At 38.8% G+C, this 25,039-nt stretch carries 19 protein-coding genes; 7 read left to right on the top strand and 12 right to left on the bottom strand.

The features are described from left to right. Window positions 1–28: 28 nt before the first annotated feature. The 6 genes from rpsG to PLJ10_11685 form a co-directional block, all read right to left on the bottom strand. Window positions 29–502 (bottom strand): 30S ribosomal protein S7, encoded by a 474-nt coding sequence (rpsG, locus tag PLJ10_11660; protein ID HOK10300.1) that lies wholly within the window; start codon window positions 500–502, stop codon window positions 29–31. Between the two features lie 23 nt (window positions 503–525). Continuing rightward, entirely contained in the window at window positions 526–951 is a 426-nt protein-coding gene (gene rpsL / locus PLJ10_11665; GenBank protein HOK10301.1) for a 30S ribosomal protein S12, read from the bottom strand. A gap of 128 nt (window positions 952–1,079) precedes the next feature. Next, window positions 1,080–1,178 (bottom strand): 30S ribosomal protein THX, encoded by a 99-nt coding sequence (locus PLJ10_11670; protein ID HOK10302.1) that lies wholly within the window; start codon window positions 1,176–1,178, stop codon window positions 1,080–1,082. Between the two features lie 111 nt (window positions 1,179–1,289). Further along, window positions 1,290–2,972, bottom strand: coding sequence for a 50S ribosome-binding GTPase (locus tag PLJ10_11675; GenBank protein HOK10303.1), 1,683 nt, complete (start codon window positions 2,970–2,972; stop codon window positions 1,290–1,292). Between the two features lie 12 nt (window positions 2,973–2,984). Beyond that, on the bottom strand, window positions 2,985–4,826 hold the full coding sequence (locus PLJ10_11680) for a dynamin family protein (protein HOK10304.1): 1,842 nt from the start codon (window positions 4,824–4,826) through the stop codon (window positions 2,985–2,987). A 70-nt stretch (window positions 4,827–4,896) separates the two neighbouring features. Further along, the gene (locus tag PLJ10_11685; GenBank protein HOK10305.1) at window positions 4,897–5,547 is read right to left on the bottom strand and encodes a PilZ domain-containing protein; all 651 of its coding nucleotides are present in this window, start codon (window positions 5,545–5,547) and stop codon (window positions 4,897–4,899) included. A gap of 106 nt (window positions 5,548–5,653) precedes the next feature. Between PLJ10_11685 and PLJ10_11690 the strand changes: the two genes are divergently transcribed. After that, window positions 5,654–8,275, top strand: coding sequence for a PEP/pyruvate-binding domain-containing protein (locus tag PLJ10_11690; GenBank protein HOK10306.1), 2,622 nt, complete (start codon window positions 5,654–5,656; stop codon window positions 8,273–8,275). Between the two features lie 35 nt (window positions 8,276–8,310). On the opposite strand, the gene ccsA is transcribed toward PLJ10_11690, so the two are convergent. The 5 genes from ccsA to coaD form a co-directional block, all read right to left on the bottom strand. Beyond that, window positions 8,311–10,275 carry a cytochrome c biogenesis protein CcsA gene (ccsA, locus tag PLJ10_11695; protein HOK10307.1) on the bottom strand — a complete coding sequence of 655 codons (1,965 nt, stop codon included), beginning with the start codon at window positions 10,273–10,275 and terminating at the stop codon, window positions 8,311–8,313. Continuing rightward, on the bottom strand, window positions 10,272–11,426 hold the full coding sequence (locus PLJ10_11700) for a cytochrome c biogenesis protein ResB (GenBank protein HOK10308.1): 1,155 nt from the start codon (window positions 11,424–11,426) through the stop codon (window positions 10,272–10,274). Before PLJ10_11700 ends, ccsA begins: the two co-directional genes overlap by 4 nt. A gap of 22 nt (window positions 11,427–11,448) precedes the next feature. Beyond that, window positions 11,449–12,210 carry a hypothetical protein gene (locus tag PLJ10_11705; protein ID HOK10309.1) on the bottom strand — a complete coding sequence of 254 codons (762 nt, stop codon included), beginning with the start codon at window positions 12,208–12,210 and terminating at the stop codon, window positions 11,449–11,451. Between the two features lie 226 nt (window positions 12,211–12,436). Then, window positions 12,437–13,801 (bottom strand): Gfo/Idh/MocA family oxidoreductase, encoded by a 1,365-nt coding sequence (locus PLJ10_11710; protein ID HOK10310.1) that lies wholly within the window; start codon window positions 13,799–13,801, stop codon window positions 12,437–12,439. Window positions 13,802–14,319: 518 nt separating this feature from the next. Then, the gene (gene coaD / locus PLJ10_11715; GenBank protein ID HOK10311.1) at window positions 14,320–14,808 is read right to left on the bottom strand and encodes a pantetheine-phosphate adenylyltransferase; all 489 of its coding nucleotides are present in this window, start codon (window positions 14,806–14,808) and stop codon (window positions 14,320–14,322) included. A 150-nt stretch (window positions 14,809–14,958) separates the two neighbouring features. Between coaD and PLJ10_11720 the strand changes: the two genes are divergently transcribed. From PLJ10_11720 to PLJ10_11745, 6 genes are all read left to right on the top strand, one after another. Continuing rightward, window positions 14,959–15,951, top strand: a complete 993-nt coding sequence (locus tag PLJ10_11720) for a DUF1559 domain-containing protein (protein HOK10312.1) — start codon at window positions 14,959–14,961, stop codon at window positions 15,949–15,951. 19 nt (window positions 15,952–15,970) lie between these two features. Further along, a complete protein-coding gene (locus PLJ10_11725) occupies window positions 15,971–17,110 on the top strand; it encodes a peptidylprolyl isomerase (GenBank protein ID HOK10313.1) in 1,140 nt (379 codons plus the stop codon). Window positions 17,111–17,123: 13 nt separating this feature from the next. After that, window positions 17,124–19,043 (top strand): M23 family metallopeptidase, encoded by a 1,920-nt coding sequence (locus tag PLJ10_11730; protein HOK10314.1) that lies wholly within the window; start codon window positions 17,124–17,126, stop codon window positions 19,041–19,043. Window positions 19,044–19,083: 40 nt separating this feature from the next. Next, the gene (locus tag PLJ10_11735; GenBank protein ID HOK10315.1) at window positions 19,084–20,109 is read left to right on the top strand and encodes an SDR family oxidoreductase; all 1,026 of its coding nucleotides are present in this window, start codon (window positions 19,084–19,086) and stop codon (window positions 20,107–20,109) included. Between the two features lie 157 nt (window positions 20,110–20,266). After that, entirely contained in the window at window positions 20,267–23,236 is a 2,970-nt protein-coding gene (locus PLJ10_11740; protein ID HOK10316.1) for a hypothetical protein, read from the top strand. Window position 23,237: 1 nt separating this feature from the next. After that, the gene (locus PLJ10_11745; protein ID HOK10317.1) at window positions 23,238–24,059 is read left to right on the top strand and encodes a ComF family protein; all 822 of its coding nucleotides are present in this window, start codon (window positions 23,238–23,240) and stop codon (window positions 24,057–24,059) included. A 601-nt stretch (window positions 24,060–24,660) separates the two neighbouring features. Here PLJ10_11745 and PLJ10_11750 read toward each other — a convergent pair. Next, on the bottom strand, window positions 24,661–25,039 hold a 379-nt coding region (locus PLJ10_11750; GenBank protein ID HOK10318.1), incomplete at its 5' end, for a hypothetical protein.

A 25,039-nucleotide genomic window follows, 5' to 3' on the forward strand; every position in this document is an offset into this window, starting at 1 on the left:
TCTTATATAAAAAACTCGGTATCATCTGTTAATATCTGAAATGTATAAACGCCTTGTTGGCTTCTGCCATTCGGTGTGTATCTTCACGTTTCTTTATCGTATTACCTTGTTTGTTATAACAATCAATTAATTCACCTGCCAATCGCTCCTCCATGGTCTTTTCCCCACGATTCCGTGCATAACTACGAATCCAGCGAAGTGCAATAGAGGTACGCGTATTCGGCTCTATTTCAACTGGAACTTGATAAGTAGCACCGCCTATACGCCGTGATTTCACATGTACTAACGGCTTTGCATTCTCAATCCCTGTACTAAAAACTTCTAACGGGTCCTTATCCGGTAACTTCTTCTTAATAATATCTAATGCATTGTATACAATTCTCTCTGCTACACTTTTCTTACCATTTGACATTACAATATTGACAAACTTTGCAACTAATGTGCTGTTATACTTCGGGTCAGGTAAAACTTCACGTTTTTGAACTTCTCTTCTTCTTGGCATTGCTTATCCTTCAAAAATTAATTTCATGATTGTTTTGGTTTTTTAACACCATATTTTGAACGGCTAACCCAACGGCCTGCATGAACTTTCTTGCCACCATCATCTTTAACACTTGCAGTTCCGCCCATGTCACCCATGGCATCTAAAACACCACGAATTAAATGATAACGAACACCCGGAAGGTCTTTTACACGACCACCACGAATCAACACCTGAGAGTGCTCTTGTAAATTATGACCTACACCCGGTATATATACAGTTACTTCATATCCATTCTTTAATCGAACACGTGCCACTTTCCGCAAAGCGGAATTAGGTTTCTTTGGTGTCATCGTATATACACGTGTACACGTACCTGACGCCTGCGGGCATGCTTTCAATGCCGGCGCCTTTGTTCTCTTTGCCCTTGGTTTACGGGCACCTTTCAATAATTGTCCTATCGTTGGCAAGGATTTTCCTCCTGTTCATTAGCAACAGAATTACACTATTGATTTTTTGATTTTATTTGGGTAATGAAACTTTTTGCGTCGTGGGCAAAATAGTATATCAAAAGTAAAATTATAATTTCAACTCACATTTATTTATCTGCTTTTTTACTTCCAGGCTTCGGCCTCGTCTTACCGTAGGTTCCGCGCCAAATCTTTCCACGCTTCGTTCGTCGGTCTCCTTTACCCATAAATTTATATGTATTCCTTATATCATGTTAGGTAAATTTATTCCTTAAAAATAAAAAATTAAAAGGAGGTACTATTATATACAACATTCAACTCAAATGTCAAATATCATCTCAAAGATTCAAATTCTTTTTTAAATTCTGAATCTTATAAATCTGTTCTTTCACTTCGTTGATAAGCTTTTCATAGTCTACAAATGGATTCATAATATCTGGCAGATAATCTATAAACTGCTTCATGACTTTCTTTCGTATACTTCTTGCACTAACATAAACAACTTTATCATATATCCAAAAACTGACAAACACACTGACAAAAAAGACAATACAAGAATGAATAATAAAATTTGTTCCTTGATACGAACCTAAGAAATAGCCCGGAATAATTTTCCAGAAAAAAAATGCCAGCACTATATACATAGGCACATAAAACAATTCCACAAAAAAATAGTTTGACAAACACGTTGCCTTCTGTATGAGATAATAATCAACCTTTTCTCTTAAAAAATTAACCCCTCTATTAAAAAAATTTGATGTGAAATTTTCAGACATAGATAAAACTGCATCTTTGCGAATCTGTGCCTTATCAAGAGCAAAGGCAAGTTCATACTGAACATTCTCTAATTCACGAGTACTTTTCTTTGAAATCTGCAATACAATTCTATTAACAATCTCATTAATTTTCTTATCAAAATAAGTAATCTCTTCTTTGTTAGACTGAACTATTTCACCTATGATTTTCCATGGGCGAATCACTTTAGAAAAAGTACTTAAAACCCCTGCAAAACGATCCTTCATCTGGACAAGTAATAAAAAAATTCCATGCAATTCAGGTGCAATTTCATCTTTCAATAGATGATAAAATGTGCCCGACTCCTTTCCAAACTCTGTCCGAATAATTCGTTCATGTTGTACTACGAACTCTACTTTTTTCGTATCAATAAATTCCTTCATTTTGTTAATTGCAGGCTCTGTTTCATGCAAGAAGTCATCTAATCTTGTTATCATTTTCTCTATCAAACCATGAATATTTACCGTCTTTATCTGACGAATCTTTGCATCCGTAAGTTGTCGAGCAAGAAAATCTTCTAATTTCGAAAAATCAAATTCATTTGTTTCCGTATCCTCTGATTTTGTCCCTAATTTCCTATTCAACGCACGAAGGGCATTTACACGGAAATAATTTAGAGGCTCTATTCCATCCCGTTTTAATTTCTCCAGCCAGTCCTCCATGATAGATGGTGTTTCCGTAGTCATTTTTGTTTCCACCAGAACAAAACCCCGTTCTTTGTTCACTTCACGAATAATACTCCATGTTGCCTCTTCGAGATATTTATCTCCATTTCCACAAAGAAGGATAAGGTCGCATTTCTCTATCATCTTTTTTGTAAAATTTCGATGTTCTTTAATAACCGTATCTGTATCTGGGGTATCTATAAGAACAATATTATCAAGGGCAGAACGGGCATGTAATTCACACAATTCCTTAAATTCAGAATCTGGCTCCCAATCTGGAGGATGATAAATAATAGGACGATTTGTGCAGGGTCTCATTTCTGAGGTCTTTGCAATTTTATCACCAGCAATAGCATTAATTAATGTCGACTTCCCTACCCCCGACCCACCCACAATAGCAACAACTAACAACGCATCAATTTTGCTACTTCTTTCCTTTATTTCGTTAATTCCACCTCTTAACTTTTCCGCTATAGGTAAAAAGCCCTCCCAATTCCCTTTATAGTCCGCTATCTCTTCTAATTGATGTATAACCTTCTCTAAGTTTGCTTTTGGAAACATATGTCTCTCCTCCTATAATTGTTGTTCGTCCATAATATCATTATTCTGTAGATTATCAATTGCTTCAATTCGGGCTTGCTCTATATTTTCTGCTTGCAAAGTAAACTCCCCATTAAAAATATTCTGAACTTCGTTATCAAACTGCTCTGCAAAACTTATATATTTATATATATCTTGGAGCACATATTGTAAAACTTCTTCCTTCAATATCCATTGAAGTTCTTTCTGTTTTTCTATTATCCATTTCTCATAAAGTAAATGTATATCTTTTCGGAATCTTTTATATTCAACCGTTTCAATAAGTGCAGAACCTCCAATCATTCCTCCTCCCGCTATAGTTTCTGCCCAAGGCCCAACATAGGGCAACCCCCAAACTATAAATATCATACCTGCACCTAAAAGTATAAATGATAGAATCCTCTTACCATAAAAACCTTTTAAATTAGGAGATTTTAAAAAATCATTCACAATCCTTTCTATTTCACTCTGTATCCACTCAGATTTTACAGAAAGAAGAGGCTCCATTTTTGTAATGATTTTCATTCTTATTACATCTCGATTATTATTCAATTCATGTAATCTTTTTTTGATATTCTCATCTATGTAATCTATTTCAGAGATAAAATCCGATTTTAATAACCAATCTAAAAGTTCATTAAAGCATTTTTCTATCATTTCATTGTGTTTTTGTTTAATATCTACCTCTGTCTCTTTTATATTGGCTTCCAATTTTTTGATTTCGCTTCGATGTCCAGAAAAAATAGAGGTGGGGAATAAAGTGAAGTAAGTAATATAACCGATATGTTTTCTTAACTCGTATTTAATCTCTTCTACTAACCGTATCCAACGAAACGGGAGAAATTCCTTCCCTACAATCATGTCCCCAAGATAATCTTCACAAAATTTTACCTTTGAGCGGGATGTTCGTAAAAATTTTAAAAATTTACTTCTATACCATGTCCCAAATTCTTCCTTAAATTTACTTATTGTCTTTTCTAAGATTTTTGCTTTTGTCTCCTGCACAGGAAAAGAACAGATATAATCTCTTAATTCAGGCAATTCAGGGGTAATTTCTGCCAATGGTTTAATAGATTCGTTCACATAATTTGCATTATAGGGATATCGGGGAAAGTAGAAATGGGGAGAATTATCATCCATTCCTACTTTTTTCATAAACTCTCTTATTTGTTTATCTGCAATCTGAATAGCTTGGGGATTATCTATATCTACCTTATTCATTACTGGAATCACTATTTTCCCTTCTTCGTAAGCACGACGGAAAAATTTAATTACCGCATCATCCATATACTTAGAATCATTTGTGACCGCAATAATAATATCCCCTGCGGATACAATTTTATCCGATATCTCCCAATGTTCCTTCGCAATGGAATCAATATCGGGAGTGTCTAAATACAGATAGGTATCAGGAAGGGACTTTTCTTCCTTTACTAATAGAATATAGTTGGGTAAAGATTTGTCAATTGCCTCTTCTTTACTCTTCATTTCTCTCGCTTCAAATTCAAGAAACATATTGTTATTCAGACATTGTTTTGCCTTCCGTTCAGAGGCAATAATAACAGGCCTTTTAGTTGCAGCTGCGTAAGGGTCTGTTGCAGTTAACTCCTGTCTCATCAAAACATTTAATATTGTGGACTTCCCTGTATTTGTTCCTCCTGCTACCGCAACAACAAGGCAACCTTCCCTTTCTAAATGAGGAACAAGTTTCCCTAAAAATAGTTTTTCCCATGCAAACAAATCTTCTTCATCAAGGATATTTAAATCCAATTTAGATACATTATCTTTAAACTTCATCCATATCTCTGCGAATCTATCTATCCAATTATTAACCATTATTTTTTACCTCCTTTTTAGTTTTCCAAAAACACTCCAAAGTGCCATTATTTAACATATCAAAAACAAATCATACCTCTAATTTAGGACACGTTGTCCTTAACGTTTTGATAACAAACTCATTGATTTGTTTCTCGTCTTCAGGGTCCATACCCACAAATTTAAGGCTTACCTGATTCTCCTTTCCCGAAAACGATACATGGGTTACGGAACCAACCAGACAAAAGGTCTTCTCTTTTTCTATTGCGGAATATTTCAACGTAAAGAATACATCAACACTTTCCCCTATTTCCAAAGTTTCCTCAATAGTTATCAACATACCACCAGCACTAATATTCCGAATAATCGCCTTAATTTTTCGCGGATGAGCATGTGGCTTAACCTCCGCAGGAATATCAACAGATATTCTCCAAAACCGCCGAAGATATATGTTCAATGTATTTTTGGGAATTGCCAAAACAATTCCCTCATCCGCAGACTCAGGCACTTCAATAATCTCCGTTTGCAAAACCAAGCACCCCCGATTACTACACAACTCAAGTGCAACCTGCATCCCCGAAAAAAGTCCATCTGCTAAATTTGTTCTTGTTACACGAATATAATCACTCGTCACAGAAATAACCGTAACAGGACACAATTTCCCTTCAATACTTATTACACCAACTGTCCCTGTTTTCAAGGCTTCCCGTAAAACGTATTCTATTTCTTTTGTCCTATCCATCTTTTATTAACCTTTTATAAAATAGGTAATTAATTTATATGTAGAAACTAAAATTCATTTTAATCTAAAATACACAATAATAACAAAACTAAGGAATATATTTATTATGTCACTATCAATGCTTAGCACAGGAATACCTGAATTTGACCGAATATTAAGAGGGCTAATTGCAGGAGACAACGTTGTATTTCGTGGAAATTCAATTGTAGATTATCGCAAGTTTGTAATACCCTTTGTGCAACATGGACATGAAACAGCCCGCCCTATCGTCTATTTCAGATACGGAAAACATCAACCTTTACTAAAAGAGACTGACGTTTCCACATATGCAACTGTTACTCCAGATGAAGGATTTGAACCTTTCATCAGTCAGGTGCATCAGGTCATAAAAAGCACAGAACGCCGTGCCTTCTACGTTTTCGACCGATTATCCGACCTATCCATTACATGGTTTAGTGACACGATGCTTTGTAATTTCTTCATGCTAACCTGCCCTTATCTATTTGACCGAGGCGATTTAGCATACTTTTTCCTTGACCGCTCCCAACACACTCCCGAATCCATCACACCTATACAACAAACCGCACAAATCGTCATTGACCTGTATGACCATAACGAAAATCTATTCATTCGACCCATAAAAGTTCAACAGAGGCATTCCCCCTCCATGCATATGCTACATTTATGGAAAGACGGAAAAATGAACCCCATTACAGAAAGCCATATTATGGCAAAGGTACTGTCACCTACAATAAGCACAACATTAAGTCCAGGTGAAGGACCTACAGATATATGGAACCGCATTTTAGGAGAAGCAAAGTATATCATCCGTTTAGGAGATGAAAAAACAAAAAGAGAATTAATGGAAATTCTTATCAAGATGATGATAACACGGGAAAAACGAATAACTGAGATGTTTCTGCACTATTTTACGTTAGAAGACCTTGTAGAAATCGGTCGGCGTGTTATCGGCACAGGAATGATAGGCGGAAAATCTGTCGGTATGCTACTCGCACAGGCTATATTACGAAAAAGCAACCCAAAATGGAACCAAAAATTAGAAACACATGATAGTTTTTATGTCGGCTCCGATGTATATTACACCTTTCTCGTACGTAATGGCTGTTGGTGGGCACGAGAACAACAAAAAGAATTAGAAAGTTTTCTCCCAGGAGCTGAGCGAATTCGTAGACGTATCATCACGGGCGAATTTCCCGAAGATATTGATATGAAATTTGAACAAGTTCTGGAATACTTCGGTTCTTCACCTATTATTGTTCGTTCCAGCAGTTTATTAGAAGATAATTTCGGAAATTCTTTCGCTGGGAAATATGAAAGTGTCTTCTGTGCCAATCAAGGTTCAACAAGGCAAAGACTGGAAGATTTCAAAGCAGCCGTTCGCACCGTATATGCCAGCACTGTCAGTGAAGAAGCATTATACTATCGAAAACGGCGAGGTCTTCTGGACAAAGACGAACAAATGGCTCTCTTGGTTCAACGCGTATCTGGAGCACAGCATGGAAGATTATATTTTCCCAATATCGCAGGTGTGGGTTTTTCATACAATCCCTACGTATGGTCCCCAGAAATTGACCCTAAAGCAGGTATGTTACGTCTGGTATTCGGATTAGGCACACGAGCAGTCGACCGTTCGGATGACGACTACACAAGAATTGTTGCACTTAACGAACCCCTTTTGCGTCCTGAAGGTTCAACAAAAGAGCAAAAAAGATACTCTCAACAAAAGGTAGATGTTATTGATTTGGACGGTAACCGCCTCATTTCTATGCCTGTGCAGGATATTGTCCCACAATGTGAGGGAATTCCATTAGAACTTTTCGTGGCTCAAGATTTCGAAGCAGAACGATTCTATAGAGAACGTGGACAAAAAATGCCTCCTCAATGGAAAATCCGTTTTGATTCGCTTCTTACCGAAACGTCATTCACCACAGATATGCATGAAATACTTATGTCATTGGATAATGCATACCAGAACCCTGTAGATGTAGAATTTACTGCAAATTTTAAAAGTGATAAAGATTTCTATATCGACATTGTTCAATGCAGACCTTTACAGGTCAGCGACCGCTCCGAACTTCTTTCTGAACCTACTATCGAAGAGAAAACAGACCTGATTATTCAAACAGACGGTCCTATTATTGGAAGAAGCCGTTCCAATCAGGTGCATCGGATTATCTATGTAGTTCCTCATGTCTACGGAGAACTCCCTATATCCGAACGCTACACTGTCGCTCGTGCCATTGGCACTTTAAACCAAATACCCCCTCTCATTGCAGGAGACCCTATTGTGGTCCTCATCGGACCAGGAAGATGGGGAACCAGCACACCTTCGTTAGGAGTGCCCGTTAGCTTCTCTGAGATTAGTTCAGTCTCTTTCTTGTGTGAAATTGTAGCCATGAGAGAAGATTTAACTCCCGATGTGTCTTTAGGAACCCATTTCTTTAGCGAATTGGTAGAATCAGACCTATTATATTTTGTTCATTTCCCCAATAGAGAAACTCACTGGTTCAATGAGCAGTTATTAACTCACTTGCCCAATAAATTAAAGGAAATATCACCAGGTCTGGAAAAATACGAAAATTTAATCAAAGTTTACGATTTCCCCCCTGAATCTGAAAAAACATGTCATATGTACGCAAATACATTCGACCAAAAACTCATCCTGTACCTAAAAAATGAAAAAACAACCGACTCTACTCCAACATAAATGTTAAGCACATTACTCCCTTAATACAGGCTACATTAATCGTTATTGCTCATCAAAGTTAGGTTTTGTTTCTTCTCAGAGACGCTAATATAAACACCAGAGAGAACAAACAAAACTTCAATTAACCAGAAAATAAGAAGGGAATTCCATGCTCCGCGAGTGAAACCATAGCTATGTAAACCCACACCTAATAAGTTAACTCCCCACCATGAGAAAGAAACTACGACACCTAAAATAATAGACCCCAATGCCTCGCCAAGACTCTTAATAAGTTTTCCTAAGTGAGCATGGATCACAATCAAGCACCATAATACAATCAATAACGCCCCGTTCTCTTTCGGGTCCCAGCCCCAGAACCGTCCCCAACTCTGTAACGCCCAAATACCTCCTAATACAGTGCCCACAAAGGAAAAGAAAAAACAAAAACAAATAGTCCCATATATCCCTCGTGAAAGTCGTTTATAAAAGTTCGTATCAGTTTTCTTAAGCCCCAACAATTTCCCCAAAATCCAGACATGCCCAAAAGCACTGGCTAATAAACCTGCACCATAGCCAATAACAATAGTCGTTACATGGATAGTAAGCCAAAAATTAGTGTCCAATACCGCTACAAGGCTGGGCATCGTGTCCGTGCCTTCTTTCATCTCATATCGATTAGCCAAAAACAATCCCAATAATCCCAAAAAACTGGCAAGACTTAATGAAATATTATCTTTAGTAAACCACTCAATGATAAACGCCAGAAGAACCGCCGTGGCGGTAGAAAATAAAATGGTTTCATATAGAGTTGTTACTGGAGGACGTCCACGGATAATACAACGAAAAGTAATAGCAATAATAAGCAATAGTAAAGCAAGCGTGTTGACCGAAAAAACACTGAACTTCAATACTCGATTCTCAACAGAAAGCCACCATATTGCCGTTAGAACCAAAGCAAGGAAAAATATCCATTGGCTATAGAATAAAAATTTTCCTTTATAATACAACACTTCCAGATTTATCTTTTTCCCCTCTCCTCTTATCTCTGCCATCGTAGTAATATCGTGCACTAATTGTGCTAATAATTTTCCAAATTCCTCCGAATTTCCTTTTTTCAGTTCTAATTTTGTAAAAAGCAAAAAGAGATGAATGTCTGGTATATCTTCAACAGATGGGTCAAAAATTTGAATAACCGTGTCTAAGGGAGAAAGCCATTCTTTTTCAGATGGATTTGCTGGAGGAATAACAGTAAAGTGCTCTGCACTATGAACAAGCTGACTTACTTCGCCTAATAAATTCCGAATGGTTGATAATGCCTCTTTCGTTTGTTCCTCATTCATCGTTTGAGAAAGTTCTTTGAGTTTCTTCTTTATCTCAGGGAATATCTCAATAATTTCCGATAAAAAAACCTCTTTTTTTTCAGGGAAAAATTGGGAAAGTAAGGAGTCTGATGAAAGTGAATATTTATATCGAGCAAAGTCCAGATAACCTATTATTTCTTCAAAAATCAGCACATTATCTGCCAAATTGAGAACCTGCTCCTGAATACGTGTTCGCTGAGAAGGATGTATCTGAGAATATCTCTGTGCTTGACTCATCAACTCTTCACGGGCAGGAATTAATTCATTGTAAGCATAACGGTCTCGCTTCTTTTCATGCCCCTTCAACCCGAGATTTTCTAAAACTGATAAATCATGAACAATAAAAACTGGATACTGCCTGGCTATATCAGGATAAAAAAGACAATCTATAAACCACTCCGTCGGAGACAAATTTCTACCTGCCTGATTTTTTATGGAGGTTTTGCCACTCAATCGTAAAAGTAAAAATCGGGCATGGGTACTCAACGGCTTTATTCGTCCATCAGACTGAATAGGTAATTTTTCAGCCAATGCTATTATTTCTTTGTCCCATTGGGGCGCGATTAATTCAGCAGTTTGATGAGCCTCTGGAGATAACTCTTCGGTAGTTAAAAAACCGAATCCAGAAAGAATGACAGATGATATTAGGAGAAAAGTCATGAAACTTCGTGTGCTCCTCTCGAACTTTTCAAAAATCTTATTAATTTTTGGGAAAAATGTAATAATAAACCTATAGAAACAATGATACATGAATATAGAGGAACCTGCTCTGCAGGGTTCTTAGTTACTGCAAGAACAGAATAAACAGGTGAGGTAGAATTATCATTCACTGTTCCCCAGGACGCTTGATACAATGTAAAACCTTGAAAACGTAACGGCTCATTCATCCGTATTACGGTTCTCTGTTCCCAACCCCCAGTAGAATACACCACCTCACTTGCAAAGAATCGCGGTTTATTAGTTTTCGGATAAAATTCTTTAATAAATTTTTCTAATCTTACAGAAAATGGTAGTTCCATTCTTTGGTGTCGTATCCCCATTGAATACAATTCATCCCCTATCTCAAAAACCCATGGCTGTTTCTCACCTCCCCAGAGTATACCCAAATGATGTTGTTCCCTGGCAGAAACTTCTACATAGATGCCCGCAAAATTTAATTCTTCTTCCCGTTCCGAAGGTGCAGACTCTAACAGAACCCCCTGAATACCCTGTTCTACACCAGGAACAGCAAATCGAGGTCTGGCATTTTTCATGAAACGCATTAATGTTATCTCAAATAGTAATTCTTTTGAAAAAAACCTTCTACGCATAGCACCGTGTATCTTGGAAAACTGTTCTTGTGGAATAATCCACTCGGTAAGAGGCGTCTTCCTTTCCTTATCCAATTTCCAGATATAAATTTCCCATCTCCTTGTGTCCTCAAATGTACTTTTTGTCTCACCTTCAAACAAAGTTATTTGACCATAATCCCCCCAGAACTCACCCCAAAAACCACCAAGAATAAGTAAAATAACACCCCCATGGGCAATGAGCATCCCTGGCTTTTTAATACTTTTCGGGGCTAATAGGACTCCACCTACAAATAAATTCAACAACAAAAGCACCATCAGCAGACCTCCCCCAGGTAAAGGAAGAGGTATATAATTACCCAGCCAGTGCAATACGAAAATAGACTCAAAATATTTCTTTTGAATCTCGTAAATACCATGCTCCGTTTGAGCCAGAGTCCCAAAAAATACAATCACCATCAGAAAGAAAAGTATCACAACCGATAATTTATACGACCCTAAAAATCGGAGAAATCCTTTCATCTTATTACTTCCATATCACTGTTTAATTTTTTAGCGAAAGTGAATTACATAATTTAATAAAGTTATCCCTTTGAAGAGCAACTTCCTTTTCAGACCCCGTCATCTTTACAAACAACGTCTGATTCTCCAATGAACAAACCGCACCTAAAAGACGATAATTCTCATGACGAACCCCTTGCATATCCTCATAGGTACCCGTAATGTCCAAAAGTTTGCATTGCCTCCCTAAAATAGTAATATCCACAAGTTGCTCAAGAGCCCGAGCATCCATATCCTGTTTGCCCATCTGATTTGCCCACCGTTTTAGATTTGCTTCTATTCCTCCTGCTTGTGACATCAATACACTAATATAACATTCCCATCCCGAATGTTCACCACCATTAAATGAAACAACCCGCATCGGTTTGCTTGTATCTTCACACCAACCCTCTGGCGTTACCCATTCCAATTCCAATTTACCAAAACCACCCGCAGTAAAAGAGGAACTCCCCATATCCATTTTATTTTCACCACTACCTGCCTTCTGTCCCTCTTTTTCCGATGCACTCGCTTCAGACGAAACATCTTTAATAGCCCCTATCCCCGATTCATCCCGATTCTCCACATCCACAGGAAGCAAACCCAACCGTTGAGACGTCGGTAATGGCGTTACCACTCCCCCTGACTCCAAAGGAGAAACCGACTTCTTCTGAACAATCTCTGTCCTTTCCTCATTTACACAACCACACACCAGATAAAACACAACAAATACACCTAAACTCAAACTTAAATAGCGCATCCTCATTCCTATCACTTTATGTCTTGTAAACCTTAATAAGATAACGAAAGAATTATTATATACATTCCTATATAAATGTACACAATAGGGAAATCTATCCATAAAAATAAAAACCACCCATCTTTACATAATTTCAACACGACATTTCTCTGTGCTTATTCGCACCGATTCACGCAATTGTGATTAAAACCAAAAAATCTTTTTAATGCTTATATTTCTAACATCCGTGTTATTACACAGGTAATTGCCATCCTTCACGATATGGCTTACTTATCATAGCATTGGCTTCATCGTCGCCAACAAACTTCCCTTCCGCCATATTATAGACTATTTTCCGTCCCAACCGTTGGGCAATACAACCCAAAAGCACCACTTCTGTAAGTGGTCCAGCATAGTCAAAGTTTGAGCAAGCAGGCTCTCCTCCTTTGCACGCTTCCAACCAATTGCGATAATGATTAGAACCACTAACACGAGGAAGAATTGGGTCAGGTTTCTTATAATCATTCATACGCGACTCAGGTAGTAATCTTGCCTTCCCACCATATTCACCCGCAGTTAAATACCCCTTGGTACCGATAAATAAAGACCCATTATCACCATCACCTAAAGGTTCGTCTTCTGGAATATCAGCGGGACGTTTCGGTTTATTTCCCTTATCGTACCAATAAACATCCACAGGTCCCATCCCTTCCCGTTCAGAAAAATGATATTTTACAATAGACCAAACAGGATAGGTCTGAGAATTACGTCCTTCCGCACCAACAATTTCGATAGTAACTTCCTTAGCCTTGTCTAACTTTAATGCCCAGAACGCAGGGTCCATAATATGACACCCCATATCGCCAAGTGAACCACAACCAAAATCTATCCAACCCCGCCAATTGTGAGGTGCATACCCATGATTATATGGACGCATAGGAGCAGGCCCTATCCACAAATTCCAATCCATAGACGGGGGAATTGGCTCTTCAGGCAATGGATTCGGAGTCCCTTGACCCCATCCATCCCTCGGACGGTCTGTCCAAATGTGTGCCTCCTTAACATCACCTATAGCCCCTGTCCAAATCATCTCGCACACCTCACGAGCACCGATGCCAGAATGTCCCTGATTACCCATTTGTGTCGCCACCTTCATCTCCTGTGCCGTTTTCCGAAGAAGCTTCGCCTCAGCAATCGTATGCGTCATAGGCTTCTGCACATACACATGCTTCCCTAATTTCATTGCAGTATAAGCAATCGTTGCATGGGAATGGTCTGGAGTAGAAATCGTTACCGCATCTATTTCTTTACCCATCTCATCAAACATCTTCTTGAAATCTTGGTAAACTTTTGCATTCGGAACACGCTTAATTGTTTCACTGGCATAATCAAGGTCAACATCACACAATGCCACAATATTCTCTCGCGAACAGGAAAGAATATCCTCTCTACCTTTCCCACCTATACCAATACCCGCCAAATTCAATAATTCATTCGGGGAACGTTTACCAGGAACAACTTTCGCTGTGTTCGGTTTCTTCTGTGCAAATACTGCACCCATCGCCGTACATGTGCTCACCGTCAAAAAAGCACGCCGTGTCATATTATCTTTCTTCATAAATGTACCTCCAAAATATTAAAATTACAACCACCAAAAAAACGTCCTATATAGACAACACCTCAAAATAAACGGTGTCATTGATACATCAATCTAAAATAATTATAAAGCACCTAAACCCCCCCTGTCTAATATCAACAAAAACTTCCCATACTCTCCTAAACTCACACATAGTCCTCATCCCATCCTGATTCACCTAATTTTCATTCCAAAAGAAAATCTCAACCCCTATAAAATTCAGTGAGATAGAAAGAACTACCTTCTTTAATTTTTTATTCATATATTACTAACAACGGCAATATTTACCTCTTTTTAACACCTCTACCAAACATAAAAAACGCTTATTATAAAAGGTAAAAGGGTAAAAATAAATCTCTTTTTGATATTTACCCCCACTTTATTATCTCATTTGGCCTACGTACATTATAATTTTTTCCATCTCACCCTCCCATTTGTACTATCTATTCTATCTATCTCATTCCAACGGTAAGGATACCAATATATTTCAGTTAGGAATGTTACTTATTTAAAAGTTTTTCTCGTAATTTCTTCTCAATTTTTGGAGAAACATAGTGTGAGACACTACCGCCAAAACGAACTATCTCTTTAACTTGACGTGAGCTTAAAAACAGGAATGGTTCACTTGGCATTAGACATACAGTATCAATGCCCGGATCCAATTTCTGATTATTAATAGCCAAACTTAATTCAAACTCGAAATCGGAAACAACCCTTAACCCTCGGATCAGTGCCTGTGCACCACATTTCCTTGCAAATTCAACAGATAACCCTGAAAAACTGGTAATCTCAATCCCCTGTTCATGATTCATTTCTTCTTCCAACATTTTCATCCGTTCCTCAACTGTAAATAGAGCGGTCTTTGCCTCATTAATAGCAACCGCGACAACGACACGGTCAAAAATCCGTCTGGCTCGATGTATTAAATCGAAGTGTCCCAATGTTGGTGGGTCAAAACTACCAGGGTACAGTGCAATTCGTTCAGCCATAATATGAACTCCCTAAATAAAAAATCAAATATTTGACTTACATTATGCCAAAAGAGTTTTGCAAAATTGTAATATGATAATATAATTCAATTATTGTGTTGAAAATATATTATAATAAATCCAATTAACCTCAATATAAGGAAAAAAATTATGTTAAGGCATGCAAAAGGTTTTACGTTAATTGAATTGTTAGTGGTTATTGCCATTATCGGTATTCTTGCAGCAATATTATTACCAGCATTAGCCCGTGCAAGGGAAGCTGCCCGTCGTTCCAGTTGCCAGAACAACCTCAAACAATGGGGATTGGTATTCAAAATGTATTCAGGTGAATCTAAAGGTGAACGTTATCCTACAGTTCTGGTTCGCGATGGTTCATTACCTATATTCCGTGATTGTGATTCCGCAGACACAACACTTCAACCGTATGGGTCAATCTTCATTGCTATTGGACCAGACCCAACTACATTGTATCCAGAATATCTGACCGACCCCGCTATATTCTTCTGCCCATCGGATGCACAAAGCTCAATCAAAGACATCACCAATGATGCCACAGGTGAAACCACTGCTGGCTGGCTCTGCACAGATGCAAGTTATGGTGCTGCAGCTGTAGATGAAAGTTATATGTATTTAGGCTGGGTCATTGACCGTGGCGAGTCCACAGATAATCCCATGACTTTCGGTCCATTACCCCCATATCTACCAACCGCGGTAACAGGTCCCGCCCAGTTAGTAGAGTTCGCAACACGTGCATTCCTTCCTGTTTACGCGAATCCTTCCGAATGGCCAAAATACATAGACAAGGATATTGATGTAAACCCTCCAAATGGAAATGGTGGTGGAAGCATCGTTTACCGATTACGCGAAGGTATCGAACGCTTTTTAATTACAGATATTAACAATCCTTCTGCAACATCGCAGGCACAGAGTTCCGTTTGGATTATGCTTGACCATGTTTCAACCAATCCCTCTGGATTCAATCACATCCCTGGTGGGTCAAATGTCCTCTACATGGATGGCCACGTAGAATTTATTCGTTACGTAGCAGAGGACCCAGCTAACCCAACAGGTGGAAGTAAAGCACCTGTAAATGCAGGCATAGCCCAAGTAATAGGACTGGTCTATAATTGGGCAAACTCATAATGTAAGGGATAGTAAAAAAATGCATCAAAAAGCTCTATATATTATACTGCTTTTAATCTTAACTATCGGCTCATATGCACAAGCACCCGATTTGTCGCGTATGGATATTGTAGAAAAGTCTGTCCCTGACGGTCCAGTGGCTTTGGTACTTGGTACCCCTATCTCACGTGAAGAATTCCTCTCAAGGTATCATTTAGAATTGCTTGAATACATCGCCACTACTGGCAAAAAGAACCCTTCTGACGAAGAACGAGTCAAACTCGCTATCCGATGTATTACTACACTTGCAGAACGGGAAATCCTATACCAAGAGGCGTTAAAACGAAAATGTATTGCATCTGAAGATGAAGTAAAAAAAGCCATAAATGAACAATTAAAAGACATTCAGGATAATGCTCGTTCTGCGGGTAAAAATCCACCTACCCTTGAAGAGTATTTAAAAATTCGTGGGGAAACATTAGAAACCCTTCGTGAACGAACACGAAAAAATATCATTTTAGAAAAAATGAAACAAGCCCTCGCAAATGAGAAAAAAATAACTGTTTCTGATAACGAGGTTAAGTCATTCTATGAAAATAATCAACAGTTATTTATGAAACCATCCCGAGTTCACCTACAACAAATTTTCAAACAACCAAAGCCAAATGCAAAAACCGCTACAGAAACCGCTTGGGAGGAGACAAAAAAGGAAGTAGAAAAGGCACTCGCTCGGATTCGTGCTGGCGAAAGTTTCGAGGCAGTGGCAAGGTCAATGTCAGAATCACCAGACCGTGAAAAAGGAGGCGATATGGGCTGGCTTCCCGATGAAGCCCTACCGCCATTCTTAAAAGAAGTATTACCCTCAATGAAACCCGAAGACTTAAGTCCAGTATTAAAAAGCAATATGGGATACCACTTATTCAAATTATTAGAACGCGAAATAGAAGAAAAGGTTGATTTTGAAACTGTAAAAGACAAAATAAAACAAATTATCTTAGAACAGAAACTCGATGAAGAGATTTACAACTTTTGCAATCCTTACCTTAATGACCCAGAAAAATCAAAGTTTTTTATTGCCTTCGATTCCATTCTAAAAAGAATAATCGAATCTGAGACAAAAAAAGTACCCGAACCAAAACCAGCCCCAACTAAGACAACACCAAAGAAAAAAAGCAAGTAATGAAAAATAAGCAATGAATCGGTTTATTTTCGTGTTTACATATATCTTCTTTTTATCTCTTCATCTATCTGCAACCAACTCCTATACCCCTCCACTAAAAGGTGATTTATTAGCCACCTCCTCTTTCGGTGAGTACCGTGATGGACGTTTTCACATGGGCGTTGATTTCCGTGCTGAAATTGGAACCCCAGTATATGCAATAGACAATGGTTATGTTGTTCGAATGCGATGTGGACCATGGGGATATGGTCGTGTATTATATATCCAATTCAACTCCGGAATTATCGGCATTTATGCACACCTCAGCAAATTCGGAGAACCCTATCAATCTTACCTGTACAAACTACAACATCAGAAAAAGTCATTTACTATTGATGAAGAAATCCGAGAAAATGAACTACCAGTTCAAAAAGGGGCACTTATTGCCTATGCCGGTTATTCCGGAACAAAATTCCCTCACCTACACTTTGAACTCAGGAAAAAAGATGGTATCACATGTATCAACCCGTGGGAATACGGTTTCCAATGGCTCGACCAAAACAGTCCACAAATTTCATCTATCCTATTTGTCCCTGGAACCACCAACACACGCATCAATGGCCGATGTCTGCCAATAGAATTCCCCATTAATAATCAAAAACAAACCCCTATCACGATTCATGCAAAAGGGAAATTAGGCTTAGCAATCAATACTATAGACCCCGAATCCGGGACTTGTAAATTAGGTCCTTATCGTATCACGCTAAGAACATCCAACTCCATCCTCTCCGTTATTGAACAAAATATACTGGACTATAACACCTATCGGGATGCAAAGGTGGTTTTCTATCCATATATATCAAACCCTATTTATTGGATATTATGGCGATGGCAGGGCAATCAAGCACCAAATTATCAACATGTCAGAAAGGACTGGCTTGATATTGACTCTGACGAACATTTGCAAATTGAAGTTGAAGACTTCTATGGCAGAAAAGCAACAGTCCCTCTTTACATATCTGAAATAACATCTAATACAACAAACAAAACAAGTCCAGAGCCCAAAACAAAATCCGGTGTCTTTGTGCATTATTTGCCTGAACTTATTACGATTGAAATTGTGCTCCCAACAAATAAAATAGATACAGAACCGACTATTCTATGCCTGCTTGACACCGAAGAGCAACCTATCACATTAAAACCATTTCGATGCAACGATACTGTCTATGAACTACCATGGTCTCCCCCTCATTCTGGAAAATGGACGTTCAAAGTAACTCATCCATTACTACCACCATGGGAAAAAACAATATATGCTATCAAAGAACAACAACCGATAAAGACCATCGCTACCCAAGACCTAAAAATAAGTATAAGCCCAAAATCACCTTATGGAACTCTTTGGCTTTCTTTATCAAATGCCTCTGTGTCCAACTTACCTAAGGGCATGGTGCTCTCATCAAAAATATGGAAATTGGAACCTGTTGAAGCACCTATTGCAGAGCCAATAAAAATAGAGTTGAATATAAATGATAGTATCACACCAAAACAACGAATACACCTATATCGCAAAACAGGCTCCTCATGGACAAGAGTAGAATCCAAACAAAATGGAGAATTCGTCAGCGCATCTATATCAAACTGGGGCATATATGCTCTTTTTCGAGATGACACACCACCACAAATAAAAGATATTTCAATCACAAATGGGTCAAAAATAACCTCACCCAAACCACCCATTTCCTGCTCCATCTCCGATATCGGTAGTGGTATTGCCAAAGCAGAAATGTTCTGTGATGACCATTGGCTACTCGCAGAATATGATGGACCTCGTGGAACACTACGTTGGGAACAAGACGAAAATTTACCTAACGGTTCTCATCAAATTACAATCGCTTTAACAGACTATGCAGGCTTAACAAAAAAGGAATCCATCACAATCAATGTGCCATAATAAAAAAACAATTTAACTATACGAAGGAAAGGATAATAATATGATACTAATAACAGGTGGTGCAGGCTATATCGGTGCTGTTGCTGTTCGTGAACTATTAAATCATGGCTTTGCAGTAAGAGTAATTGACAAGTTCCTATTCGGTTCAGAAGGGTTAGAAGATGTAGCAAACCGCATCGAATGTATTCAAGGCGATTTAAATAATTTTGACCCAGCATGGTTGGAAGACATAAATGGAGTGATTCATCTCGCAGGACTGAGTAATGACCCTATGGCTGAATTCAATCCAGAAGCCAACAAAAAACTCAATACCGAAGCAACTGCCATCCTCGGAGAACATTGCAAAAGAAAAGGAATAAAACGATTCATATTTGCATCCAGTTGCTCCATTTATGACCGCGGTCTCTTAGCAGAAGATATCATTCAAGATGAGGAAACCGCCGTAGAACCTCGGGCCGCTTATGCAGTGAGCAAATACCAGGCAGAACAAGAATTAAGTAAATTAGCAGGACCTGATTTTTGCCCAACAATGCTTCGTCAAGGCACCGTATACGGATGGAGCCCACGAATGCGTTATGACCTCGTCGTTAACACCTTCGTAAAATCAGCCTTCGACAAAGGAATGCTCACTGTCCATTGTGGTGGAGAAATGTGGCGACCCCTCATCGATGTAACAGACATAGCCCGCGCCTACGTCGCTTGCTTACAAGCAGACCTAAACATCGTTGCTAACCAGATTTTTAATCTTTCCTATAAAAATTACCGTATCCTGGAATTAGCCCATTGGGTTCGCAAAGTTTTCCGTGAGTTTGGAAAAAATATAGAAATCGAAGTAGAATATGGCTCCACTCGGGGTCGGAGTTATCGCATATCCACAAAAAAAACAGAGCACATTTTGGGATTCCGCCCATTAGTAAGTGTCGAAGAATCCATACGAAATATGGTCAATAAAATCCAAAGCGGAATAAATGCCGATTTTAATAACCCCAAATATTATAATATCCAATGGATTGAACTGCTCTGTCAGGCAGAATCCATCATCCGAAAAACTGGCTCTATCATATAATATATTATATTCCAGAACCTTAAGTCACACCCAAAAAAAGATTGAATATGTAGAAAGAATCAATAAGAGAATATAAAATTTGTTCATAAGTATTGCATATCATAAGATTTATCTATGTTCACTCAATGACAAAATATTACTGGTGAAAGGAAAAATAATGAAAACCAAAAAAACTATCCTAATACTTATCTTTTTACAATCTTTTTTATTCTTCATTTCCCCTCTGTATAGTGATGATATCCCAGAGCCAGACTATTCGACATCATTAATTAAATTTCCAGGACCATGGCAATTCCAATTGCCGAAAGCAGGCATTATTTTAGTGCGGGATGATGAGTTAGATACGTTATGCAATCCCGATGCTGAGATTAACATTAGTGTGACTCGTGAGCCAAACATAACCACATTGCGTAAGATTTGTGAAAATGCCCAAGCAAGAGGTGTGCGAACACTTACAATTGCTTTTGACCACTTCTTTGCCCAATATCGTCCTGGGCAAAACAAACCCCGTGAATGGACCCCAGATAAAACGGAATACATCGAACGGATAGCAAAAATAAGCCAGTTTGCTCAGTCATACGGGTTAGGTCTGGATTTAAGTTTTCTCACTCCTCTGGAATTAGGCACCGAATACCGCAAGGAAACAGGAGAATGTGGCGTATGGATGCATTTCGGAAAAGGATTACGAGACCCAGATACAGGCAAATACAGCATAGAATTATGGAGACAGGAACGGTGGGCTAATAATAAAGGTCCTATTGATATTGAATTTGCAGGTGTCCGTGTTTTCGCCTTCAATGAAGATACTTTCGGTAGGGAATATAAAGTTGTCGTTCCCAGTCAAATGGTAGAAATCAGTGAAACCGCACAGATAGAAGAGTACCCATCATTAAAAACCAAACATGGTGATTTCACCGCTACACGAATTCGCATTTATGGGAGCGGTGCTGTAGAGAAAACCAAAGCAAATCGCATATTAGTTGTCATTCATTACAAAACACCCGAAATGGATTATTTTAGTGAAAATGCTCTGCCTTACCTGAAATCCTTGTGCGATAGATATATTAACGCTGGCGTCAAAATTAACGCTCTCTATTCCGATGAAATGCATATACAGCAAGACTGGGCTTATTTTAATCACCATGATTTAGGTTCCTTCGCATTACGTTATGTTAGTCCCGGATTTCAAAAAGCATTCGCACAAAAATATGGCGAACAATACGCAGACCTTGCACCTTATATGATTTATTTTGTGCAGGGACAGGATGTGTTTTCCGATGACCTTTTCGCTCACGAGCCTATTCAACATATAATATCACCAGGGAGAGAGGGGATAATTAAAACCGCATTGTTCAGGGCTCAGTACTACCACTTCTTACATAACGGCGTCGTTGACCTGTTTACTCAAGCCAAAAAATACCTTGAACAGAACGTGGGATACAAACTGGAGGCACGAGCACATGCAACATGGGCAGAAAGTCCAACCTGTGACCTATGGCGGACAGAACGCTGTTTGTACCGACTAAACTATGTCTATGAATATACCTCTAATTTTATGTGGTCAAATACTGTTCATCAAGCAAGTTCTGCCTGCCATGATTACTTTAAGTGGGGTGATTTCCTGACAGGCAACGGAAACGATACTGCCGAAGGAGGTTTCCTCGACCGCAACTATTATGGCTTGGCTTTAGGGGCTTCCACTGGTGTTATTAATGACGTGCCAAATTCGTACTCTGCTCATTGGGGTATGCCTCATGAAATTGCCGACCGACGACAGGCAGTTTGTGATATTTATGGAAACGCCCCATGGCTACCTTTTGCCTTAGTCGAAGATTATGAACACCGCGATACTGATGTGTTATTTCTATATCCTATTGACCTCGTCGCTTTTGATGAACGCTTCGGCAGTTTAACTATTCAATATGGCTACGGAAACTACATCACTGCGGAAAAACTAATCGAATTAGGCTCTTTCGACAATGGCATTTGTCGAGTCAAAAATCGCTCTTATAAAACATTAGTAGCATTATTTGAACCTATACCTCCCGAAGGACTTCTGGAAAAACTATCTACCTTCGTAGAAAACGGCGGAAACTTAATCTGGATAGGTCCTCCACCCTATTTCGATTTTGTTGGCAATTTCATTTTGGATAAGTGGCAAAACGTAATGAGCGTCAACTATCTCCCCACCAGATTTTACGGCTACTCCGCAGTGGGAATGGATATAGAATTTACAGGACCCCTTGCCCATTTATCACCCATGACCGTACTAACAGATTTCCCAATAGACTCCATCTACCCTATACAACCTCTTGAAAATACAACAATAATCGCAACCTGCAAAGGGAATACCGTCGGCACAAACAAAGAAATAAACAAAGGCAAAGCTGTTTATTTAGGCTTCCGTCCACGAGATAATCAAAGTGCAAGCCTCGGGAAAGAAACACGCTGGCTATTTGATATTCTTTCCGCAATGAATGCATATCCACCCTCAGGCATATTCAACGATTATAATGATAACCCCGACTATCTTTCACGAAATAATCCTTATATGTTCACTCGATTCCCAAATGGCACAATTGCAGTGGCACCTCATTACAAAGATATTGAAGAAGGCTGGGAAGGAGGTTTTGCTCGAAATCGCGAGAAAGATGAACAGATAGTTAAGGAATTGAATTTAAAACCTAATGTTATTGAATTAAAAGACTTCAAAGTCTGGGGACATACCGTCACCTATCAAGGAAATAGAGCCATGGCTTTCCGTACTGTAGATGGACAACTACTTGCGTTTGCTGGTTCCGGTTCAAAAGAAATAAATATCGACGGTAAAACATTTACCTTCGCAGACAATCCCGTTCATCACATTGCTTGGGCTCCCGTTCCACAAAATCGTTACGTCAAAAATGGAGCCGTAGCAACAATTTTAATAAACGGGAACGGAAATGCCTACATACCTTTCAAAGCACCTCAAAACAAACCCTTTGAGATTATCGCAGAAGGAACTACACCAGGAAGTCCCGGTGAAAAAATACCTTTTGAATACTCAGAAACAGAAGAAAAACTCACAATAGCATTAACACCTGCTTCTATTAACAAACTCCTATATATCGTCCCATTATCTCAATAATATGCCCATACAAAAATTAAAAGACATTATACCAAACATATTTTCAGACCATGATTGGCTAATTGCATGGAAAAACATCCTCTTACCTTCCTATTGCATTAATTGCAACAGCCGTTTAATAACAGAAGAAAATCCATTCTACTGCCCTGCATGTTGGGCAACCCTACCCCGTATTGAAAGACCCTTCTGTTCACTTTGCGGGACTCCTCACCCTACAGCTATAGGTTTCGGGACACGCTCCAACTTCCCTTGCAAAAAATGTAGAACTCAACCAAATCGGTATATTGAAACCATACAAAGCCCCCTTCAATACAAAGGCATTGCCCGTGATGCAATCCTTAAATTCAAATTTAATAAGAAACGCTCCATGGCAGAACCATTAGGAGCAGTGCTCCGTGAATGGATTGAAACAGAAATGGCAGACGAACATTTCGATTTAATTATCCCCGTCCCCTTACACCCATTTCGGCTACAACGAAGAGGCTTCAACCAATCCCTATTACTTGCAGAACAAATAATAAACACCTTTGAAGGAGCCAAACTATCCGAAACCCTGATTCGTATCCGTCCTACAATAACACAAACCATACTCCCCGTTAATGAACGAAAGAAAAACGTTCACGGTGCCTTTCAAGTACGAGACCCCAACGAAATAAAAGGGAAAAAAATACTACTTATCGACGACATCGTTACAACAACTACCACTGTAACTGAGTGTGCTCGCATACTAAAAAAGAATGGTGCCACCTCCGTCAACGTACTGTCCATAGCACGAACCTCCCACCTACCCGACATCAACGACTTATTAGAACCCACCATATAATAAACAAATTCTTTAACAAACATCTAAGTAAAAAACACTTACACCTCCTATTTACCTACATTTTTCACAATAACACCGTAAGAACCAGACCCACACATCTACCCAAACAATTTCAGCAAGTTCGGATATAGTAACGAACCCAAGCATTCGCCCTAAACAATCACTGTCAGGTTAATCATAAGGGCGAACCCATCCATCCACCCCAACTCAGACGTCTACTTTTAGGGCAAACGCATGGGTTTACCCCTACTCATTATACCAAAGTAGTGGGAGCATCCCTGCTCCCAAAAAAAATAACCATTAACATCCAATCTATCCCTTCGTGAGCAAGTCCACCCCCGCTATATTATTACATTATGTAGACACCCCTACCTGAATTTTTTACTTAGCAATTACACAAGGTAAAGAACATTCAACCACAGAGTTTTTCAATTCTTTTCTCCATGCCCTCTGTGGTTTATTTCTTTTCTAAAGGTATAATGTAGGGGGAGCATCCCTGCTCCCTAAAAAAAATAACCATCAACATCCAATCTATCCATTTTTGAGCAACTCCACCCCCGCTATATTATGTAATAATTTCCCACAGGCAAAAATGTTTGTGCTACTTTATAATTCCTGGGCAGTAGCCGTCTTCACCATCAGGGCAGGGATGATAACCATTCATGTTAAAGAATTGTATTAATCGCAATAACTCGCTTAGGTCTATCACCCAATTCTGTGGATTGTAATCTGATGCATGTGGTAGGCAAGACTTATCTCCATCATAGCCTGAAACATAGCTATCCTCAGATTCTTCTCCTGGTAATGCACAATGATATCCACCCATATTGAAAAATTGTATTACTCGTAGCAATTCCGGCAGATTTATCTGCCAATCACTATTTTGATCTCCACTGTGTGGTGGTTTTTCTCCTTCACCTTCCGGTATACCTTCACCTTCGATTATACCTTCAGTAGTTCCTTCCCCTTCTCCCTCTGAA

The sequence above is a fragment of the Candidatus Hydrogenedens sp. genome, from assembly GCA_035361075.1.
Taxonomy (GTDB): Bacteria; Hydrogenedentota; Hydrogenedentia; order Hydrogenedentales; family Hydrogenedentaceae; genus Hydrogenedens.

What these genes read in the sequence shown, in the direction of transcription:
- rpsG (HOK10300.1), bottom strand. Translation starts at nt 502, where the DNA reads ATGCCAAGAAGAAGAGAAGTTCAAAAACGTGAAGTTTTACCTGACCCG.
- PLJ10_11670 (HOK10302.1), bottom strand. Translation starts at nt 1,178, where the DNA reads ATGGGTAAAGGAGACCGACGAACGAAGCGTGGAAAGATTTGGCGCGGA.
- PLJ10_11675 (HOK10303.1), bottom strand. Translation starts at nt 2,972, where the DNA reads ATGTTTCCAAAAGCAAACTTAGAGAAGGTTATACATCAATTAGAAGAG.
- PLJ10_11680 (HOK10304.1), bottom strand. Translation starts at nt 4,826, where the DNA reads ATGGTTAATAATTGGATAGATAGATTCGCAGAGATATGGATGAAGTTT.
- PLJ10_11685 (HOK10305.1), bottom strand. Translation starts at nt 5,547, where the DNA reads ATGGATAGGACAAAAGAAATAGAATACGTTTTACGGGAAGCCTTGAAA.
- PLJ10_11690 (HOK10306.1), top strand. Translation starts at nt 5,654, where the DNA reads ATGTCACTATCAATGCTTAGCACAGGAATACCTGAATTTGACCGAATA.
- ccsA (HOK10307.1), bottom strand. Translation starts at nt 10,275, where the DNA reads ATGACTTTTCTCCTAATATCATCTGTCATTCTTTCTGGATTCGGTTTT.
- PLJ10_11700 (HOK10308.1), bottom strand. Translation starts at nt 11,426, where the DNA reads ATGAAAGGATTTCTCCGATTTTTAGGGTCGTATAAATTATCGGTTGTG.
- PLJ10_11705 (HOK10309.1), bottom strand. Translation starts at nt 12,210, where the DNA reads ATGAGGATGCGCTATTTAAGTTTGAGTTTAGGTGTATTTGTTGTGTTT.
- PLJ10_11710 (HOK10310.1), bottom strand. Translation starts at nt 13,801, where the DNA reads ATGAAGAAAGATAATATGACACGGCGTGCTTTTTTGACGGTGAGCACA.
- coaD (HOK10311.1), bottom strand. Translation starts at nt 14,808, where the DNA reads ATGGCTGAACGAATTGCACTGTACCCTGGTAGTTTTGACCCACCAACA.
- PLJ10_11720 (HOK10312.1), top strand. Translation starts at nt 14,959, where the DNA reads ATGTTAAGGCATGCAAAAGGTTTTACGTTAATTGAATTGTTAGTGGTT.
- PLJ10_11725 (HOK10313.1), top strand. Translation starts at nt 15,971, where the DNA reads ATGCATCAAAAAGCTCTATATATTATACTGCTTTTAATCTTAACTATC.
- PLJ10_11730 (HOK10314.1), top strand. Translation starts at nt 17,124, where the DNA reads ATGAATCGGTTTATTTTCGTGTTTACATATATCTTCTTTTTATCTCTT.
- PLJ10_11735 (HOK10315.1), top strand. Translation starts at nt 19,084, where the DNA reads ATGATACTAATAACAGGTGGTGCAGGCTATATCGGTGCTGTTGCTGTT.
- PLJ10_11740 (HOK10316.1), top strand. Translation starts at nt 20,267, where the DNA reads ATGAAAACCAAAAAAACTATCCTAATACTTATCTTTTTACAATCTTTT.
- PLJ10_11745 (HOK10317.1), top strand. Translation starts at nt 23,238, where the DNA reads ATGCCCATACAAAAATTAAAAGACATTATACCAAACATATTTTCAGAC.